Source organism: Halegenticoccus tardaugens, assembly GCF_004116405.1.
In the GTDB taxonomy this organism is placed as follows: domain Archaea; phylum Halobacteriota; class Halobacteria; order Halobacteriales; family Haloferacaceae; genus Halegenticoccus; species Halegenticoccus tardaugens.
The window spans coordinates 153,567-171,273 of record NZ_SDIC01000001.1 but is presented as its reverse complement, the minus strand read 5'-3'; the positions used below and the strand labels follow the sequence as shown (position 1 = coordinate 171,273).

The 17,707-nt window shown below is 65.7% G+C and carries 15 protein-coding genes and 1 pseudogene; 9 read left to right on the top strand and 7 right to left on the bottom strand.

All coding sequences use genetic code 11. The features are described from left to right. Positions 1–85 precede the first annotated feature (85 nt). Complete coding sequence (locus tag C3L37_RS00910; RefSeq protein ID WP_129112741.1) at positions 86–880, top strand: HpcH/HpaI aldolase family protein; 795 nt, start codon at positions 86–88, stop codon at positions 878–880. A gap of 30 nt (positions 881–910) precedes the next feature. On the opposite strand, the gene C3L37_RS00905 is transcribed toward C3L37_RS00910, so the two are convergent. Further along, positions 911–2,002, bottom strand: coding sequence for a TrmB family transcriptional regulator (locus C3L37_RS00905; protein WP_129112740.1), 1,092 nt, complete (start codon positions 2,000–2,002; stop codon positions 911–913). 161 nt (positions 2,003–2,163) lie between these two features. Here C3L37_RS00905 and C3L37_RS00900 point away from each other — a divergent pair, with 161 nt between their 5' ends. From C3L37_RS00900 to C3L37_RS00875, 6 genes and pseudogenes are all read left to right on the top strand, one after another. Further along, a complete protein-coding gene (locus C3L37_RS00900; RefSeq protein WP_129112739.1) occupies positions 2,164–3,537 on the top strand; it encodes an extracellular solute-binding protein in 1,374 nt (457 codons plus the stop codon). A 74-nt stretch (positions 3,538–3,611) separates the two neighbouring features. Next, positions 3,612–4,559, top strand: coding sequence for a carbohydrate ABC transporter permease (locus tag C3L37_RS00895; protein ID WP_228546069.1), 948 nt, complete (start codon positions 3,612–3,614; stop codon positions 4,557–4,559). A 1-nt stretch (position 4,560) separates the two neighbouring features. Next, the gene (locus C3L37_RS00890) at positions 4,561–5,418 is read left to right on the top strand and encodes a carbohydrate ABC transporter permease (protein WP_129112738.1); all 858 of its coding nucleotides are present in this window, start codon (positions 4,561–4,563) and stop codon (positions 5,416–5,418) included. Between the two features lie 88 nt (positions 5,419–5,506). Next, positions 5,507–6,595, top strand: a pseudogene (locus tag C3L37_RS00885) (ABC transporter ATP-binding protein); the annotation flags it as partial. Positions 6,596–6,656: 61 nt separating this feature from the next. Continuing rightward, positions 6,657–7,682 carry a Gfo/Idh/MocA family protein gene (locus C3L37_RS00880; RefSeq protein ID WP_129112737.1) on the top strand — a complete coding sequence of 342 codons (1,026 nt, stop codon included), beginning with the start codon at positions 6,657–6,659 and terminating at the stop codon, positions 7,680–7,682. 64 nt (positions 7,683–7,746) lie between these two features. Further along, complete coding sequence (locus tag C3L37_RS00875) at positions 7,747–8,067, top strand: hypothetical protein (protein WP_129112736.1); 321 nt, start codon at positions 7,747–7,749, stop codon at positions 8,065–8,067. 34 nt (positions 8,068–8,101) lie between these two features. On the opposite strand, the gene C3L37_RS00870 is transcribed toward C3L37_RS00875, so the two are convergent. The 3 genes from C3L37_RS00870 to C3L37_RS00860 form a co-directional block, all read right to left on the bottom strand. After that, positions 8,102–9,454, bottom strand: a complete 1,353-nt coding sequence (locus C3L37_RS00870) for a sulfatase-like hydrolase/transferase (RefSeq protein WP_129112735.1) — start codon at positions 9,452–9,454, stop codon at positions 8,102–8,104. Between the two features lie 368 nt (positions 9,455–9,822). After that, a complete protein-coding gene (locus tag C3L37_RS00865) occupies positions 9,823–10,611 on the bottom strand; it encodes a hydroxypyruvate isomerase family protein (RefSeq protein WP_129112734.1) in 789 nt (262 codons plus the stop codon). Further along, complete coding sequence (locus C3L37_RS00860; protein ID WP_129112733.1) at positions 10,611–11,624, bottom strand: Gfo/Idh/MocA family protein; 1,014 nt, start codon at positions 11,622–11,624, stop codon at positions 10,611–10,613. The genes C3L37_RS00865 and C3L37_RS00860 overlap by 1 nt, the downstream gene beginning before the upstream one ends. A gap of 110 nt (positions 11,625–11,734) precedes the next feature. Between C3L37_RS00860 and C3L37_RS00855 the strand changes: the two genes are divergently transcribed. Then, positions 11,735–12,910 carry an ABC transporter ATP-binding protein gene (locus tag C3L37_RS00855; RefSeq protein WP_129112732.1) on the top strand — a complete coding sequence of 392 codons (1,176 nt, stop codon included), beginning with the start codon at positions 11,735–11,737 and terminating at the stop codon, positions 12,908–12,910. A gap of 116 nt (positions 12,911–13,026) precedes the next feature. Here C3L37_RS00855 and C3L37_RS00850 read toward each other — a convergent pair whose 3' ends face one another. The 3 genes from C3L37_RS00850 to C3L37_RS00840 are packed head-to-tail and all read right to left on the bottom strand — an operon-like array spanning position 13,027 to position 16,134. Further along, positions 13,027–13,902 carry a carbohydrate ABC transporter permease gene (locus C3L37_RS00850; protein ID WP_129112731.1) on the bottom strand — a complete coding sequence of 292 codons (876 nt, stop codon included), beginning with the start codon at positions 13,900–13,902 and terminating at the stop codon, positions 13,027–13,029. After that, positions 13,902–14,813 (bottom strand): carbohydrate ABC transporter permease, encoded by a 912-nt coding sequence (locus tag C3L37_RS00845; RefSeq protein ID WP_129112730.1) that lies wholly within the window; start codon positions 14,811–14,813, stop codon positions 13,902–13,904. Before C3L37_RS00845 ends, C3L37_RS00850 begins: the two co-directional genes overlap by 1 nt. Before the next feature lie 19 nt (positions 14,814–14,832). Next, positions 14,833–16,134, bottom strand: a complete 1,302-nt coding sequence (locus C3L37_RS00840) for a sugar ABC transporter substrate-binding protein (RefSeq protein ID WP_129112729.1) — start codon at positions 16,132–16,134, stop codon at positions 14,833–14,835. A 464-nt stretch (positions 16,135–16,598) separates the two neighbouring features. Here C3L37_RS00840 and C3L37_RS00835 point away from each other — a divergent pair, with 464 nt between their 5' ends. Beyond that, on the top strand, positions 16,599–17,381 hold the full coding sequence (locus C3L37_RS00835) for an IclR family transcriptional regulator (RefSeq protein ID WP_129112728.1): 783 nt from the start codon (positions 16,599–16,601) through the stop codon (positions 17,379–17,381). Positions 17,382–17,707 lie beyond the last annotated feature (326 nt).

Below are 17,707 nucleotides of genomic sequence, written 5' to 3'. Positions count from 1 at the left end.
CCGATCGCGGACTGTCACGCGCTCGCGAAACTCGGTCGGCGTCGACGCCCAAGACGTTATTCCGCGCGCGGTCGTACGACCGACGATGACCTCCCGAACGCGAACCAACCGGCTTCGAGAGACCGTCGAATCGGGGAACGTGGCGCTCGGCGTGCTGGACGGGTTCTACCACCCGGCCGTCGTCGAGATCTGCGGCGACCTCGGGCTGGACTTCGTCTGGCACGACTTCGAGCACGCGGGACCGAGCCCGTGGGACGCCGAGGCGCTGGAGAACCTGCTCCGCGCCGCGGACGCGACGGGGACGGAGCTTTTGGTTCGGCTCCCGGTGACGGAGCCGGCGCTCGCGCGCAAGGTCCTCGACGCGGGGGTCAGAAACGTGTTCTTCTCGCGGGTTCGCTCGGCCGAGGAACTGCGCGCGGCGGTCGAGGCGACGCGGTTCGAGTACGACGGCGAACCCGGCCAGCGGGGACTCGCCTCCCCGCGAGCCAGCCGCTGGGGGCTCGCCGACGATTACCCCGGCACGGAGGACCGCGAGGTGTTCGTCGGCGTGACGCTCGAAAATCCCGAGGCGATCGACGACCTCGACGAGATCCTCTCGGTCCCCGAGCTCGGATTCGTCTTCATCGGACCCTACGACCTCTCGGTGGCGCACGGCCACCCCGGCGAGGTCGCCCACCCGGACGTGCAGAGGGCGGTCGAGACGATCCGCGAGCGGAGCCTCGACGCGGACGTGACTGTCGGCGGCCTCGGCTTCGGGATGGACGACGTGAACGAGAAGGCGGAGGAGGGCTACCGGATCATAAACGTCGGGAGCACCCCCGCGGCGGTGTCAGAGATGGTCTCCTCGCGGCTGGAGGCGTTCGAGGGCGAGCGGTCGTGAGCCGAGGACGCGCCGCTGTCGGACGCGACACTACCCGGACTCGCCGGGGAACGTGACCGATTCGATCGTCAGGCGGCGGAGTTCGAAATCCTCGATCTGCGCGTACCAGCCGCCGAGGCTGTGAACGCCGTCGCCGTCGTCGACGAAGATCGTCACCTGTCCCGCGACGTCGGACAGGGAGAGGTACCTGTTGTCAGTCGCCGAGCTCGTGTACACGAGATCGACGACGACACCGCGAATCCGGCGGCGCTCGCCGGTCTCGGTGTCGAACCCCTCCGCTGTCACCGTGATTTCGGCGCCTTCGTGGTAGAGCGGGGCGACGTCGACGACGCACCGCCGGATGTTCACGTAGGTGATCGGCGGCTCCGACGCCCGGGTCGTGTACACGATCTCCCACGGCTCCCAGAGGGACGTCTGGAAGTACCAGTGGAAGACGTACGCCAGCGGACGGTTGTTCGCGACGATCCCGAACTGGTTTCGGGGTCCGGACTGCGGCGCGAAACAGATCTTCGACCGATCGACGAGCACGACGAACGGCGTCGACAGTTCGCGGTGGCACACGTCGGTCGCGACGCCCTCGAAGTCGAACCGTTCCTCGGAGATCGACCGCCCCCGCTCGCCGGGGAAAAGCGAAATCTCGACGAACACGCCGCGCCCGTACGCCTCGTGGAGCACGGGGCGAAGGCGGTCGAACTGCTCGGGCGTCACCGCCAACTGGACCTCGTTGTCGGCGGATCGGACGAACGTTTCGGCCCGTTCGAGCACCGTCTCGAGTCGCTTTACGAGCGTCACCTCGTGCTCGCCGAGTTCCGGCGTCTCCCAGCGCTCTCGCAGTTCGTCAGCGGTGGTCGAAAACGACTCCGCCCGCCGTTCGAGGTCCGCGATAACCGACTCGGGGTCCAGCGCCCGCGCGCGCAAACTGTCCTGCTTGTACGTCTCGACCAGGCCGTCGGCCTCCAGATCTCGGAGGACGTCGTACACCCGAGACTTGGGGACGCCGCTTTCCTCTGCGATCCCCATCGCGGACGCGGAGCCGAAGCGGACGAGCGTGAGATACACGTCCGCTTCGTACTGCGTGAACCCCGCCTCCTGTAACGACTGGCTGACTGCCTCCTGGTTCATCACACGATCGTATCGATCGAACTGGGAAATGAGTTACTACTCCAGTAAGTACCAGCACTGGATTTCATCATGGTAGTACTCAAATCTATTCACTACTGTAGTACCAAGATGGCCATAAATTATAAATAATTACGAATGCGTTGCGGCGAGTGGTGCTAACTATGTACAAGGGATCATCGCGCATCACGCGGCGGGACGCGCTGCGGCTCGGCGGTGCCGCCGGCGCGGGCGCCTTCGTGGCGACCGCCGGATGTCTCGGAGACGCCGTCCCCGGAGGATCCGGCGGGGGCGAGTCCGACGAACCGGTGACCGAAGAGCGGGTCGGGACGGGCGACCAGGAGTTGACCCACTGGCTCCTCCCCGACGCGTCCCACGCGCAGGACGACAACCCCGCGCTCGCGAAGGTGTACGAGCGGCTCTTTCGGACGTGGGCGAAGAACCACTCCGAGTTCAGCATCAATCTCGAATATCAGACGAACTTGGAGCAGATGAAGACGAAGTTGCTGCAGTCGGCGGCGAGAGGGAACGCGCCGTCGATGGCGCAGGTCGACTCGTTCTGGGTTCCGAACTTCACGCAGCACCTCCGTCCGGTCACCGACGCCGTCGACGACCCCGACGACTGGTACTCGTTCGTCAAGGACATCGTCGTCCGCGACGGCGAGTGGCTCGCGGTCTGGAAGAACACCGACTGCCGCGCGCTGTTTTATCGACAGGACCTCATCGACGAGTACAACGACGGGGAGCCGCCGCGAACCTGGGACGAGCTCATTCGGGTCGGCTCGGACGTAAAAGAGAACGAGGACATGGCGGGGTACATGTACAACGGTGGCAAGTGGGAGGCGACCACCTTCGACAACCTCGCCATGTACTGGGCGCAGGGCGGCGACCTCGTGACGGACGACGGGGCGCCGGCGCTTCGGGAGAACAGGGACGCGCTCTTGAGCGTGTTCGAGTTCTTCGAACGGACCATCGACTCGGGAGTGACGCCGAAGCGCGTCGCGAACATCAACGACTACGCGCTCCTGCGTCAGGCCGCGCTGAACGGCGAAACCGCCATGTTCCTCGGCGGCAACTGGCAGATCGCCACCATCAAGGAGCAGGCCGGAAGCGAGTCGGAGTGGAAGCGGTGGAACGTCGCGGAGATCCCCCAGCGCAGCGCCGACACCGCGTCGACCGGCACGGGCGGGTGGACCGTCGGCGTCTTCGAACAGGACGACGCGCTTCGATCGGCGGCGACGGACTACGCGCGTCTCTTTACGGACACGAAGAACATGGGCGAGTTCTGCGAGGCCGGCGCGTACCTGCCGACCCGAAAATCGGTCTTCGAGGACGTGCCGTTCTTCTCGGAGGATCCGTACATGCAGACGTTCCAGACGCTCCTCGAAAACGGTCGCGCCCGACCGGGCGTCCCGATTTACCTCACGATCTCTTCCGAGTGGCAGACCGCCGCCGAGAAGGTCATCACCGGACAGGCGACGCCGGCGGAGGCGGTCGACACGATGATCGAGAACGTGAACGCCCAGGCCGAGGAGTGAGTGTTCCGCATGCGCACGCGTACGTCACGATCCGCTCCCGGGGCGCGACGGCCGCACGTCGGGGGTGAGCGCCGGTGGCGGTGAGCGCGGAGCGACTCCCGGAGCCGGTCCGAAACGCGTGGACGTCGGTCAGCGACGTCGGCGGCAAGCTCCAGGGGCACCCGCTCTCGTGGATCGCGCCCGCCGCGCTGTTCCTGCTCGTGTTCCGGCTCTACCCGCTCGTCGAGGCCGTTCGGATGAGCTTCACCGACATGAGCCTCATCCGTCCGTCGTACCAGTACGTCGGTCTGGACTCGTACGTCAGCGTGCTCTCGTCGCCCGCGTTCTGGACGATGGGCCGGGTCACGCTGCTCTTCGTCGCGGCGAGCGTCGTCCTGCAACTCGCGTTCGGCATGGTGCTCGCGCTCGCGATCGACTACGGCGTGAAGGAGAAACTGCGCGGGAGCGTCTCGACGCGCGTCGCCGTCCTCTCCGCGTGGGTCATCCCCGGCATCGTCATCGGCATCCTCTGGAAGATCATGCTGATCGAAACCAACTACGGGGTCGTCAACTACCTCCTCCTCCAGGCGGGGCTCGACGTGGTCTCGTTCCTCTCGGACCCGCAGATGGCGCTCCTGTCGACGATCGCGGCGAACACGTGGCGCGGCACCGCCTTCTCGATGATCATGCTGTACGCGGGGCTCCAGCAAGTCCCGACGCACCTGTACGACGCGGCGAAAGTGGACGGCGCGCGGGCGCTCCAGCGCTTCCGGTACGTGACGCTCCCGCAGATCAAGCCGGTCGTGTTCATCAACCTCGTCCTCATCACCATCTACACGTTGAACACGTTCGACATGATCATGAGTCTCACCGGCGGCGGTCCCGGCAACGCGACCGAGGTGCTGGCGCTGTTCATGTACTTCGAGGGGTTCAACCGGTTCAACCTCGGGCAGGCGGCGGCCGTCGCGGTGTTGATGCTGCTCGTCAACGTCGTGATGACGGCCATCTACATGCGCATCTTCATCGAAGAGGAGGAGTTCTGAAATGAGCGCGAAAGCCGCTCGGACGGCACTCGACTCCCGCTCGGTTCCGACCTTCCTCACCTACCTCGTCTACGCGCTCAGCCTCTTTTTCTTCCTGTTTCCCGTCCTCTGGGTGATCTCGATGAGCCTCCGCCAGCCCGGCGAGGTACTGTCCTATCCGGTGCAGTTCGTCCCACGGGACGTGACGGTCGAGCCGTACGTGAGCGTCCTCACCCGGTCCGACATGCCGATCTGGATCTTCAACTCGCTGAAGATCGCCGTGTTCGAAGTCGTCGGCATCGTGCTCGTGGCCGTTCCCGCGGCCTACGCGTTCTCGCGGTTCGATTTCCGCGGAAAGAAGCCCGCCCTCTTCGGCGTGCTGCTGTTCCAGATGATCTCCCCCGTCGTCATCGTCATCCCGATGTACAACATGATGGCGAGGCTCGACCTGCTCGACACCCACCTCGGCCTCATCCTCCTGTACGTGGGGCTCCAGGTCCCGTTTTCCGTCTGGTTGCTGAAGAGTTACTTCGACACGATCCCGGACGGACTGGACGAGGCCGCGCGCGTCGACGGGTGCAGCCGGTTGCAAACGCTCAGGTACGTCCTGTTGCCGTCGATGCTGCCCGGCATCGCGGTCGTCGCCATCTTCAACTTCGTCTTCTCGTGGGCGGAGTTCGTCATGGCGTTCACCATCCTCGGCGAGTCGGACCTCTACACGGTCTCGATCGGGCTGTTCTCGTTTCAGGGGCAGTACAGCACGGACTGGCGAGTGATCGCGGCGGCCAGCGTGGTCGCGATGATCCCGATTCTCGTCATGTTCGTCGCGCTCCAGCGGTACTTCGTGAAGGGACTCATCGAGGGGGCGGTGAAGGGGTGACGCCCCGAATTTCCCCCGCCGTTCCGACGGAATCGAGCGAACGAACGACCACGCGCACTCCGGTGCGCGCCGCGAGCGAGCGAACGACATGTCAGAAGTAACCATCGAGAACCTGGAGAAGCGGTACCGAGACGGTTCCGTCGGCGAGATCGTCGCCGTCGAGGATCTGAACATCGACCTCGAGGACGGGGAGTTCCTTGTCCTCGTCGGTCCCTCCGGCTGCGGCAAGTCGACGACGCTCCGCTGTATCGCCGGCCTCGAATCCGTAAGCGATGGCGACGTCCGAATCGGCGGCGACGACGTCACCGATCAGACTCCCGAAGAGCGGAACATCGCGATGGTGTTCCAGAACTACGCGCTGTACCCGCACATGACCGCCCGCGAGAACATGGCCTTCGGCCTCAAGATGGCCACCGAGCTCTCGACCGACGAGATCGGCGCGCGGGTCGAAGAGACCGCCGAGATGCTCGGCATCGCGAACCTCCTCGATACGAAGCCCAAGGAGCTATCGGGCGGTCAGCAGCAACGGGTGGCGCTCGGCCGGGCCATCGTCCGCGAGCCGGACGTGTTCCTGATGGACGAACCGCTGTCGAACCTCGACGCCAAACTCCGCACCCAGATGCGGACGGAGATCCAACAGCTCCAACAGGAACTCGGCGTGACGACGGTGTACGTCACGCACGACCAGACCGAGGCGATGACGATGGGCGACCGCATCGCCGTGCTGAAGGACGGCCGCCTCCAGCAGATCGGCACCCCGCTGGAGTGCTACTACGAGCCCGAGAACGAGTTCGTCGCGAACTTCATCGGCGAACCGTCGATGAACCTCTTCGAGCTGTCGGTTTCGGCCGGGACGCTCGTCGGCGACGCCCTGACCTACGAGTTGTCCGACCCTCACCGTCGATCGGTCGAGGCGCGCGATCGAATCACCCTCGGAATCCGGCCGGAGGACGTCGAACTCGCGGAGAGTCCGGCCGACGGGACGTTTCGGAGCACCGTGCGAGTCGTCGAGCCGATGGGCGATCAGAACTTCCTCCACCTCGACGTCGCCGGCGTCGGCGTCACCGCGGCCATCCCCGGCGAGTACGACGTCCGGGAGGGGGTGGAACTGCTGGTCAGGTTCCCGGAGGAGAAGATTCACCTGTTCGACGCGGACACGGGCGAGGCGCTCGTCAACTGCGGCGAACCGGCGCGACCGTTCCGACGCCCGCCGAGCGCACCGGGGGCGAGGAGGCCGCATGACCGTCTCGATCGCCGCGATCGGTCTCGGACAGCTCTGCACGGCCGGCCTCCCGATCTACGACGCGATGGAGGACGTCGCCATCGTCGCCGGTGCCGACGTCTCCCGTCCCGTTCGCGAGCGCTTCGAGCGCGACTACGGCGCGCCGGCGTACGACGACTACCGGGCGTTGCTCGCGGAGCGCGGCGACGACCTCGACGCGGTCACCATCGCCACTCCCCACACGCTTCACTACGAACAGGCGATGGCTTGCCTCGACGAGGGGCTCCACGTCTACCTCGAAAAGCCGCTGGTCACCGACGTCGCGGACGCCGTCGACCTCGTCCGAACCGCCGACCGGCGCGAGTTGGCGCTCGTGGTCGGCTACCAGCGACACTTCCACCCGACGTACCGGCGCATCAAGGACCTCATCGACGACGGTCACCTCGGTCGGATACACCACGCGAGCTGTTTCCTCGGACAGAACTGGATCCGAAAGTTCGACGACGCCTGGCGGACCGACCCGTCGCTCTCGGGGGGCGGACAGCTCTACGATTCGGGCTCGCACCTGCTCGACACGCTCCTGTGGACGACGGGAACGACCCCGGCGTCAGTCGCGGCGGTGATGGACTACCGCGACCACGAGGTGGACGTGAACAGCGCGCTCGCGCTCCGGCTCGACCGGGGCGGGCGGACCGTCACCGCGAGCGTCTCCGTCACCGCCGACGGCCCGGCTGATCCCGGAACGTACGAAGGGTTCACCGTCTGGGGGACCGAAGGGCGGCTCAGTTACTGTCGAGACGCGCTGACCGTCACGGAGCACGGCGGGTCGACGACCGAGTACCCGACGGACGAAGAGACCGGATTCGAAGCCTTCCTCGGCCGGAAGCTCACCGACTTCGTCGAGACGGTTCGAGGCGAACATCCTCCGACCGTCTCCGGATCGTTCGGCTTGGAGGTCGTCGCCCTGACGGAAGCGTGCTACGAGGCGCACCGCACGGGAACGGTCGTCGACGTCGCGGAGATCCTCGACCCGAGCGGCTGACGGAGCCGAAAACCTTTCACTCGGTAGCCCGGAGGGGAGGACGTTCCTTCACGGACGGACAACCATGGCGACCCAATCCCCGAACCGGCTCGCACTCCTTCGTTCGCGGCTCCGCGCGGTCGACGCCGCACGCCTGAAGTGGGTCGGTATCCTCACGTACTTTCTCGTCTACGCCTGCATCGCCCTCGGGGCGCGTCGAGAGCTCAACGCGGCGTTCGCGTCGTTTCCCGACCGCGTTCGTCCCGCGCCGATCGCTCCCCTCGACGTCGCGCTCGGCCTCCCGACGAGCGTCGCGTGGGGGTGTGTGAGCCTGGGGGTCGCCGTCTCCGTCGTCGCGCTGCTCGCCGCGTGGGCGGTCGGCGTCGGCTCCTCGAAGTCGGAGTGAACCCGGCGCTCGGGGGCACGCTCACGAGGGTTGGCTAGTACTCGCGGTACCCCGGATTCTCGAAGGGGCGGATCTCGGGGTCGTACCCCTCGACTCGGCGGACGTGCGCTTCGAGACGCTCGCGGAGGCCGTCCGTGACGTCCCGGTACTCCGGTCGGCCGACCAGGTTGATCCGCTCCGCCGGATCCCGGTGCAGGTCGTACAGGTAGCGCTCGACGTACAGGTCGCTTCGCTCCTCCCCGACGCCGCCGCGCCAGCCGTTCATCGTCGGCGCGGAGACGGCGTACTTCCACCGGTCGGTTCGGATCGCCCGACCGATCTCCGACTCGCTGATCTGGACGAACGCCTCGTCGGCCCACCCGGCGTCCGCCTCCGAGAGCAGCGGGACGACGCTTCGTCCCTCCATCCGGTCCGGCACGTCCAGCCCGGCCGCGTCGAGGAGCGTCGGCGGCAGGTCGACGTGGCTCACGATCTCCGAGAGCGTCCGGCCGCGGTCGAAACCCGGCCCGCGAACCACGGCGGGGACGCGGATCGAGGCCTCGTGGCAGCTCCGTTTGTACTCGCCCGGACGCGTCCGGAAGTGGCAGCCGTGATCCGAGGTGAAGAGGAAGACGGTCTCGTCGTCCTGCCCGAGGCGCTCCAGGGCGGACAGGAGCCGCCCGAGGCACTCGTCGATCCGCTTGCACATCCCGTAGTAGTCCGGCAGCTCCTCGTACCACTCGCCGGGGCGATCGCGGAGGTCCGGCGGCACGTACGGGTTCTTCCGGTATCGATCGGCGTAACCGTCCGGCGCGACGAAGGTCCACATGTCGTTCTGGTCGTGCGGTTCGAGGTAGGAGACGACGAGGAAGTACGGTTCCCCGAGCGTCTCCAGCGCCTCCACGGCGAAGTCGGTGAACGCGTCCGCGCGGTACGTCTCGAACGGCACCGCCTCGCCGTCGCCGTCGTAGAGCGCCCCCTCGTACGGCCGGGAGGTGAACTCCGGCACGTCCGCGGCGAGCCAGAAGTCGTCGTACCCCCCTCGACGCTCCGGCGGCACCGGGTCGTCGACGGTCCCCGCGAGGTGCCAGTCGCCGACGTACCCCACCTCGTACCCGCCGTCGGCGAACTCGTGGGCGAGCGTCCGCTCGTCCGCCGAGAGCGGCAGCGCGCTCCGCCAGACGCCGTGCTGCGTCGCGTACCGTCCCGTCTGCAGGACGCCGCGGGCGGGCCCGCACACCGGCTGCGCGGTGAACGCGCGCTCCAGTTTCACCCCCCGCGCGGCCATCGCGTCGAGGGTCGGCGTGAGGTCCATCGGACTGCCGTACGCGCCGACGGTGTCCCAGCGTTGCTGGTCCGTGAGCACGAGAAGCACGTTCGGGCGGGAGTCGTCGCCGCGGTCCGACATGGTACGGGGAGTAAATCAGCAGAACCCACAAGAATCGTTCGGTACCGAACTGCGATCGTTCCCGACGGACGTCGTCGCGACGCATTTGATGGAAATATTTGTACCTCACGCCCTCCCGGCAATTTGAGTGGTTAGAAAGTCGAACATCCTATTTAATGTAATCTAAGTTCGAAAAGCTAGTGGTCGTATTTAACTACGAAAGCCCGGCCTGTACTTATAGATGACTGTGGTTCGTTTCACGGACGGTATCGGTGCGGTCGAGTAGTGTATGGCGACTTTTGTCGCGTCGGCCCGAATCGCCACGGCCCGAAACCGGAGATCGAGCGCGGGGACGGCCGGCGAAACGGTCGCGTCGCTCCGTCGGCGGTTCAGGGCGCGAGGTCGACCACGGATCGGACGGCGTCGTCTGGATCGCCCGCGGGGAAGAACTCGCAGCCGACGTACCCGTCGTAGGCGGATTCCCCGATCGCCGAGAGCACGTTGGCGTAGTTCACCTCGCCGGTTCCGGGTTCGTGGCGTCCCGGAACGTCCGCGATGTGGAAGTGGCCGATCAGATCGACGTGCTCGCGCACCGTCTCGATGACGTTCCCCTCCGTTATCTGCTGGTGGTACACGTCGTAGAGCACCTTGACGCGGTCGCTTCCGACCGATTCGACGATCTCGAACGCCTCCGCCGAGTCGGTCAGGAAGTAGCCGGGGTGGTCGACGGCCACGTTCAACGGCTCGACGACGACCGTGACGCCCGCGGACTCGGCTGCGGGAGCGACCGTTTCGAGGACTTCGACGACGCTCTCCCGCTGGACGTCGCGGTCGAGGTCGTCCTGTTCGGGACCGGTCGTGACGATCAGGTTCGGCGCGTCGAGCGCCGCCGCGGCGTCCAGCGAGCGCTCTACGTCGGCGGCGACGCGCTCCGTCGCGTCGGGCCGGGTCATGGCGTCGCCCTCGAAGTCGTCGATGTTCGACCCGCCCCCGGCCGAGAGCGTCCCGGCGACGGCGATCCCGTGTTCGTCGCACAGTCCCCGGATCGTCTCGGCGTCGTGGTCCTCCCAGTCGAAGAACTCGAAGCCGTCGACGCCGAGGGCGGCGGCGCGTTCGACCCCGTCCGCCAGCGACTCGGCCCGGAGGGCCATCGGCAGCGTGACGCTGAGGTCGACCATCACTCGGCCACCACCCGTTCTCCGGGTTCCGGGGAGACCGGTCCCTCGCGGTCGAGCGCGTCCGTCACCGCGAGCGTGAGGTCGAACGTGCGGCGAGCGTCGGCGTACGACGACCGGAGGCCGGACGCGTCGCCCGTCTTCACGGACTCGACGAACGCGTCGACCTCCGTTCGCCACGCGCACTCCTCGAACTCGAACGCGACCGACTCGCCGTCGACGACGCCGGCGAGCGAACTGACCGACTTCGGGGGGGTTCCGTCGACGGAGTCGAACGCCAGATCAAGGTGGAACCCGTCGCCGACGAGCGTCAGGCTCACGTCGTCGTCGGGGGAGGCGGCCGACGTCGAGACGTGGCTCACGGTCCCGTTCTCGTGGGTCATCGTCGCCGAGACGGCGTCCTCGAAGTCGATCTCGTCGCCGACGACGCGCTTGCCGCCGGCCGCGCGGACCGCCTCCACCTCGCCGCCGAAGTACCGGACGAGGTCGAAGACGTGCGCGGTCTGTTCTACGACCTGCCCGCCCGACTTCTCCTCGACGCCCCACCAGCTCGCGCCGGGGACGCCGCCGATCCAGCGCCCGTCGACGAGCGCCACGTCGCGGTCGCCGATCAGCTCCCGCGCCTTCTCGACCGCGCCGGCGTAGCGAAGCATGTGGCCGACCTGCGAGAGGACGCCGGCGTCTTCGATCGCGGCTTCGACCTCGTCGGCCGTCTCCGTCAGCAGCCCGATCGGCTTCTCGACGAAGAGGTGAACCCCCCGTTCGGCCGCGAGCACCTCCTGGCCCTCGTGGGCGAACGGCGGGACGGCGACGACCACCGCGTCCGGATCCTCGGCGTCGAAAAGCGCCTCGTGGTCCGTGTACACCGCGGCGTCCCACGGCGACGCGGCTCGCTCCGCCGCCTCTCGAACGACGTCGCACACCGCAACGACCTCGACGTCGTCCCGCGCTTCGAGGTTCTTCAGATGGATCGACGCGATACCGCCCGCTCCGACGAAAGCTAACGCGACCGTCATGCGACTATCGAAGGAAGGTACGCTCTCTTTAACGTATTTCTTACGGAAAAAATGGCCGAGTTCCGCGGGTGTGAAAAGATTTAACACGGCGCTGGACGATCTCGACGGATATGGGTGAGATCTCCGTAGACGGTCTCAGAAAGGTGTTCGGCGACGGCGGCGACGAGATCGTCGCCGTCGAGGGTCTCGACTGTGCGATCGAGGACGGCGAGTTTCTCGTCCTCGTCGGCCCCTCCGGTTGTGGCAAGTCGACGACGCTCCGCTGTCTCGCCGGACTGGAGCGGCCGACGGACGGCCGAATCGTCCTCGACGGGGAGGACGTGACGGACCGGAAGCCGAAGGATCGCAACATGGCGATGGTGTTCCAGAACTACGCGCTGTACCCGCACATGACCGCCCGCGAGAACATGGCCTTCGGCCTCAAGATGACCACCGACCTCTCGACCGACGAGATCGACGCGCGGGTCGAAGAGACCGCCGAGATGATGGGCATCGAGGCGATCCTCGACAAGAAACCGGGCGAACTCTCCGGGGGCCAGCAGCAACGGGTGGCGCTCGGCCGCGCGATCGTCCGCGATCCGGAGGTCTTCCTGATGGACGAACCGCTGTCGAACCTCGACGCCAAACTCCGCACCCAGATGCGGACCGAACTCCAGAGCCTCCAGCAGGAGTTCGGCGTGACGACGGTGTACGTCACGCACGACCAGACGGAGGCGATGACGATGGGCGACCGCATCGCCGTGCTGAAGGACGGCCGCCTCCAGCAGATCGGCACCCCGCTGGAGTGTTATCACGCCCCCCAGAACGAGTTCGTCGCGGGGTTCATCGGATCGCCCGGGATGAACTTCTTCGACGTCGTCGTCGAGGAGACGGGCGGAACGACGACGCTCGTCCACGAGGCGTTCGAGTACGAAGTGAGCGAGGACGTCGGGGCCGACCTCCGGGAGACGAGACGGCGCGACGCCGCAGAGACCGACGGTCGCCGGAGGGCCACGCTCGGTATCAGGCCGGAAGACATCCGTCTCGCGGAAGCGGACGATCCGAACGCGATACGAACCGCCGTCGACGTGACGGAACCGCTGGGCGACGTCACTTACGTCTACTTCCGCGTCGGCGACGAGCAGTACACCGCCAGCCTGGCGGGCGACGTGCTCCTCGATCCGAACAGCGCCCTCGACGTCTCCTTTCCGGAGGACCGCGTCCACCTCTTCGACGGCCGGACCGGGGAGGCGCTCCGGAACCGCGAGCCGCCCGCGGAGGACGCGGCGGCGCGGCTCAACCTGTAACCGACTGCCATTTTCGACGACGCTCGGATCGACGGGCGCGCACTCGGTACGAAGCCGACGAGAGCGCCGAAGCGGACGGAAGAGGGACCGCGAGGATCGACCGGCGGACCGGTCGATTAGGACCCCTTCATTCCCGAGGTCGTGAGTCCTTCGACCAGCCACCGGTGGACGAGAGCGAAAAGCAGGACGACCGGAATCATCGTGAGCGTCGCCGCGGCCGTCACGGCCCCCCAATCGACCTGGTTCGCGGACTGGAACAACTGGAGGCCGAACGGGAGCGTCCGCGTCGCGTCCGACTGCGAGAGGACCGAGACGAATAGGAAGTCGTTCCAGGAGGCCAGAAAGGCGTAGAACCCGGCGACGGCGATCCCCGGAAGTGACAATGGTATGATGATTCGATACATGATCTGTATCCGCGAACAGCCATCCATCATGGCCGCGTCGTCAAGCGACTGCGGGATGCCGTCGAAGAAGCCCTTCAGGAGCCAGATGACGAACGGCAGCGAGACGACGGTGTGTGCGAGCACGAGCCCGAGCAGCGTGTCGATGAGCCGGAGACGAAACATCACGGTGAAGAACGGGATGAGAACGAGCACCAGCGGCAGCATCTGGCTGGAGAGGAACCCGACGACGACGTAGTCGCGGCCGGGGAAATCGAACCTACTCACGGCGTACGCCGCCGGGACGCCGCAGAGGAGGGTGAGGACCGTCGTCTGGACGGCGACTGCGGTTGAGTTGAGGAAGTAGCCCTGAAAGAGCCTGTCGGAGAGGACGCGCTGGTAGTTGGCCAGCGTGAAGTGCTCCGGTGGCGGAAGCAAAACGAGATCGCTCGAAAAGAGGATCGCGTCGGCTTTCAATGACGAGGAGACGAGCCACAGGATCGGCACGAAGAAGAACCCGTAGTAGAGAAACAGGAGGGCGTACACGACAAGCGCCCGGCGAGCGGTGACGTCGTCATCGAGGCGGGTTGTAAAGTGCGTGCGGACGGACATCAGTCGAGATCCTCCAGGCGGACGTAAACGGCCGTGAACACGAGCATGATCACCAGCATGACGACGCCGACGCTCGCAGCGTAGCCGAGTGCCCCGGTGCTGAACGCCTGTCGGTAAACGTAGGTCGGAAGCACCTCGGTCGCATTGACCGGTCCGCCGCCGGTCGAGAGGTAGACGAAGTCGAAGTTGTTGAACGTAAAGAGTACGTGGAGGATGATCATGATCATAGAGACGTAGGAGATGTTGGGGAGCGTGATGTACCGGAACTGCTGAACGGCGGTCGCGCCGTCCATCCGCGCGGCCTCGTAGAGCTCCTCGGGAATCGACTGCATCGCCGCGAAGAGCGCAACCGCGAAGAACGGCGTGTTCTTCCAGACGTTCATCAGGATAATGAGCGGCATCGCGAACGTCCGGTTGCCGAACCAGTAGGTCGTCGGCAGCCCAAAATCCGCGAGGACGATGTTGATCATTCCGTAATCCGGCTGGACCATCCAGTTGAACACCACGACGATGACGATGATCGGGAGCACCCATGTAACCATCGTGACGCTTCGGAAGAGTTCGATCCCGGGAACCTTCTGTTTGAGTAACAGGGCGAGCCCGAGTCCGAGAAGGTACTCCAAGGCGACGGCGACGCCGGTGAGGACCGCCGAGTTCGTTAGCGCGATCCAGAACAGTTCGTCGGCGAACAGCTGGGCGTAGTTTTCGAGCGCGACGAACGTCCGCTCGTCGGGGTGGGTCAGCTCCCGCTCGAAGAAACTCGTGAGAATACCGTCGAGGAGCGGATAGCCGATGACGACGGCCGTCAGCACGACCGCCGGGAGGATGAGCCCATACCCGAGCCACGTCTCGGTTCCGAAGCTCCGAAACCGCCTACCATATCGACCGAACCGTCCGAACGACTGACTCATTTCCGCTCACCTCCGTGCTTCATTCGTTTAGCTCCGACTCGACCTCGCCGAGCGCACCGTGCAATTGCTCGCCGGCGTCGTGCGGATCGGTGTCCCCGTAGATGACTTCCTGAATGGCGGTGTAAATCTCGTCGCGAACGGGGCCCCACTCGATCGGGGCCGGGGGCGTCCCCGCCTCGAAGGCGTCCTGGAACGACTCGTACGAGTCGATGTCGAGCGTCGACTCGATGTCGTCGTGAACCGGCGTGTACAAGTCACTCTGGGATTCCTCCGCCCACCGTTGGATCGAGTCGGGGTTCGTAAACAGGGTGAGTGCCTCCCACGCCGCGTCGAGATCGTTCGAGTTCGCGTTGAGCATGACCGGTTTTACTTCGAGGTACGTCCCCGCCTCGCCCCCGTCGGCGTACGGGAGCATCGCGATTCCGGTCTTCTCGCGGACGACCTCCTCCTCTTCGTCCGACTCCGCCATGTCGGCGATCCACGGTCCGCACTCGATCATCGCGTGGTCGCCCCGGGCGTACCCCTGATCGTTGGCCTCCCACCGCGCGCCGCGGGCCGAGGCGCTCGTCGTCTGCCTGTCGCCGTGGAACGGCCGGTAGTAGAACGTGTTCAAGACGGTCCCGAACACGTCCGGGCTGCCCTCGTACCGCCACGCGTCGTCTTCGAAGACCCACAGCTCGTCGACGTGCTGGTAGACGTGCGAGAGGAACTCCTGGGTCGCGCGAACCTCTCCCTTCTCGGTCGTGAGATGAAAGCCGTTCATGTCCTCGTTCGCGTGGATCTCCGAGCCGATGTCGAGGAGGTCCTCTGCCGTCTCCGGCGGTTCGAACCCGTACTCGTCGAGGACGTCCTGTCTGTACACCAGCGCCCGCCCGTTGCCGACGTACGGGAGCGCCCACTGTTCGCCGTCGAAGCGGAACGCGTCGAGAGCGTTCTCCAGAAAGCCGTCGGCGTAGTCGACGTCGTCCATCCGATCCGTGATCGGTTCGAGCAGGTCGGCCTCGACGTAATCGCCCGGGTGCTCGGCCACGCCCTCGATGACGTCCGGCGTCCCCGTCCGTCCCTTCGTGAGGACGTTCTGACGGAGATCGGCGTAGGAGTAATCCGTGAACTCCCACGAGCGATCGGTCTCCGTCTCGATCTTCTCACCGTACCACTCGCGGAAGTCGGCGCGTTCTTCGGCGTCCCAGAACTCGGACCAAAAGGAGAGCGAATCTTCGCCACCCCCCGAACCGAATCCGCCGATACACCCGGTGAGCGTCGCGGTCGTCGCGGTGGCTCCGACACACTTCAGTACGCCACGTCTGCTAATTGTTGGCATTCGTTCATTAGTGACCCACTCCAGCACATATATAATTATTGGTTACGGGAAATTCGAGGCGAAAAACCCGCACCGTCGGGGGTATGGCGAGAGCTTCGCTCTCGTTGCAACCGGAAAGCGTCGATCTTCAAATCGGGGTGGATGTCAACGGTCACGCATCGACCGAAACGAACTCTGCAGGCCCATGGTCGCCGGCTCGGTAACGGGAAGCGTGAAAGCGTACGCCGACGACCGGCCGAGCGACGACGAGCGGGACGTTCACGTTGCGCGAACGGTGGCCGATTTCGCCGATCGACTCGCGGTTGATCACGCTCGTGAGCTGACAGCGTGCGATCGCCCGCGGTCCCCGGTTTCGGGATCGGCGACCGACGCGCGGCCGCTCCCGTCCGAAGGCGGCCCGGCGGATTTACGTTCACGAACCGTGAACAACGCTTTAGTGACCGCGCGTCGTCGACGCCGCACGCATGACGAACGGACGAGCCGGAAACGACGGCCCGACGCGGGTGGCGAAGACCACGATGACGAGCTTCGAGATCGTCGAGGCGCTCTCGGAGGGCGAGCGGATGGGCGTGTCCGAGCTCGCGCGGACGGTCGGATTGGCGAAGGGCACGGTCCACAAGCACCTCACGACGCTGCACCGACTCAACTACGTCGTCAATGAGGACGGCGCGTACCGGCTCGGCCTCCGGTTTCTCGGCCTCGGCGTCGGCGTTCGAAACACCCTCCCGGTCCACGGGCACGCGCGGAGACACCTCGACGCTCTGGCCGAAGCGACCGGCGAGGTGGCGAGCCTCGTGATTCCGGAGCACGGGTACGGGGTGTACGTGCGGATGGTGACCGGGGAACGGGACGGCGGACCCCCGTACCACGAGGGAGAACGAGTGTACCTCCACGCCACGGCGGGCGGAAAGGCGCTCCTCGCGTACCTCCCGGACGAGGAGCGAGAGCGAATCCTCGAAACGCGGGGGCTCCCGCCGCTCACCGACAACACGATCACGAGCCGAGCCGAACTCCGCACGGAGCTTCAGTCGATCCGGGACAGGCGGATCGCCTACGATCGCGAGGAACACGTGGAAGGGTGGCGCTGCGTCGCCGCCCCCATCACGGACGCCGAAAACCGCGCGGTCGGGGCCGTCTCCGTCTCGGGGCCGGCCGAGCGGATGATGGACCGAACGACGGACGCCGACATCTCCGGCCTCCTCGGAAGCACCGCGAGCGCGATCCAGAACAAGCTTCTGTCCCCGTGAGGAGGTTCACGATCCGCGAACGTGGATTACAAAGTTACGATTGTAACGCCAAAGGTCGGTCCGTGGAGCGACCGTGATCCAATTGATAATGTACTACTAGTACCTCTCGTCTCCATCATTACGCCACAAAATCTGATATTATAGTTGGTGTTGAAATTGTACATCGCCCATCGAAGGTTTCTAAGTCGAATATCCCACATATTTCTGGATGATCGAGGTTTTTGTCGGAAAATATGGTAACATCTCGTGTTTAGTCGCATTGGAATCGGGTTTCGATGCGTAGAGGCCATCAACGCCGCCGGTAGTAGATCACGGTTCGATCGAGA

Coding starts and splice junctions, on each gene's coding strand:
- C3L37_RS00910 (WP_129112741.1), top strand. CDS start 86: ATGACCTCCCGAACGCGAACCAACCGGCTTCGAGAGACCGTCGAATCG.
- C3L37_RS00905 (WP_129112740.1), bottom strand. CDS start 2,002: ATGAACCAGGAGGCAGTCAGCCAGTCGTTACAGGAGGCGGGGTTCACG.
- C3L37_RS00900 (WP_129112739.1), top strand. CDS start 2,164: ATGTACAAGGGATCATCGCGCATCACGCGGCGGGACGCGCTGCGGCTC.
- C3L37_RS00890 (WP_129112738.1), top strand. CDS start 4,561: ATGAGCGCGAAAGCCGCTCGGACGGCACTCGACTCCCGCTCGGTTCCG.
- C3L37_RS00880 (WP_129112737.1), top strand. CDS start 6,657: ATGACCGTCTCGATCGCCGCGATCGGTCTCGGACAGCTCTGCACGGCC.
- C3L37_RS00875 (WP_129112736.1), top strand. CDS start 7,747: ATGGCGACCCAATCCCCGAACCGGCTCGCACTCCTTCGTTCGCGGCTC.
- C3L37_RS00870 (WP_129112735.1), bottom strand. CDS start 9,454: ATGTCGGACCGCGGCGACGACTCCCGCCCGAACGTGCTTCTCGTGCTC.
- C3L37_RS00865 (WP_129112734.1), bottom strand. CDS start 10,611: ATGGTCGACCTCAGCGTCACGCTGCCGATGGCCCTCCGGGCCGAGTCG.
- C3L37_RS00860 (WP_129112733.1), bottom strand. CDS start 11,624: ATGACGGTCGCGTTAGCTTTCGTCGGAGCGGGCGGTATCGCGTCGATC.
- C3L37_RS00855 (WP_129112732.1), top strand. CDS start 11,735: ATGGGTGAGATCTCCGTAGACGGTCTCAGAAAGGTGTTCGGCGACGGC.
- C3L37_RS00850 (WP_129112731.1), bottom strand. CDS start 13,902: ATGTCCGTCCGCACGCACTTTACAACCCGCCTCGATGACGACGTCACC.
- C3L37_RS00845 (WP_129112730.1), bottom strand. CDS start 14,813: ATGAGTCAGTCGTTCGGACGGTTCGGTCGATATGGTAGGCGGTTTCGG.
- C3L37_RS00840 (WP_129112729.1), bottom strand. CDS start 16,134: ATGCCAACAATTAGCAGACGTGGCGTACTGAAGTGTGTCGGAGCCACC.
- C3L37_RS00835 (WP_129112728.1), top strand. CDS start 16,599: ATGACGAACGGACGAGCCGGAAACGACGGCCCGACGCGGGTGGCGAAG.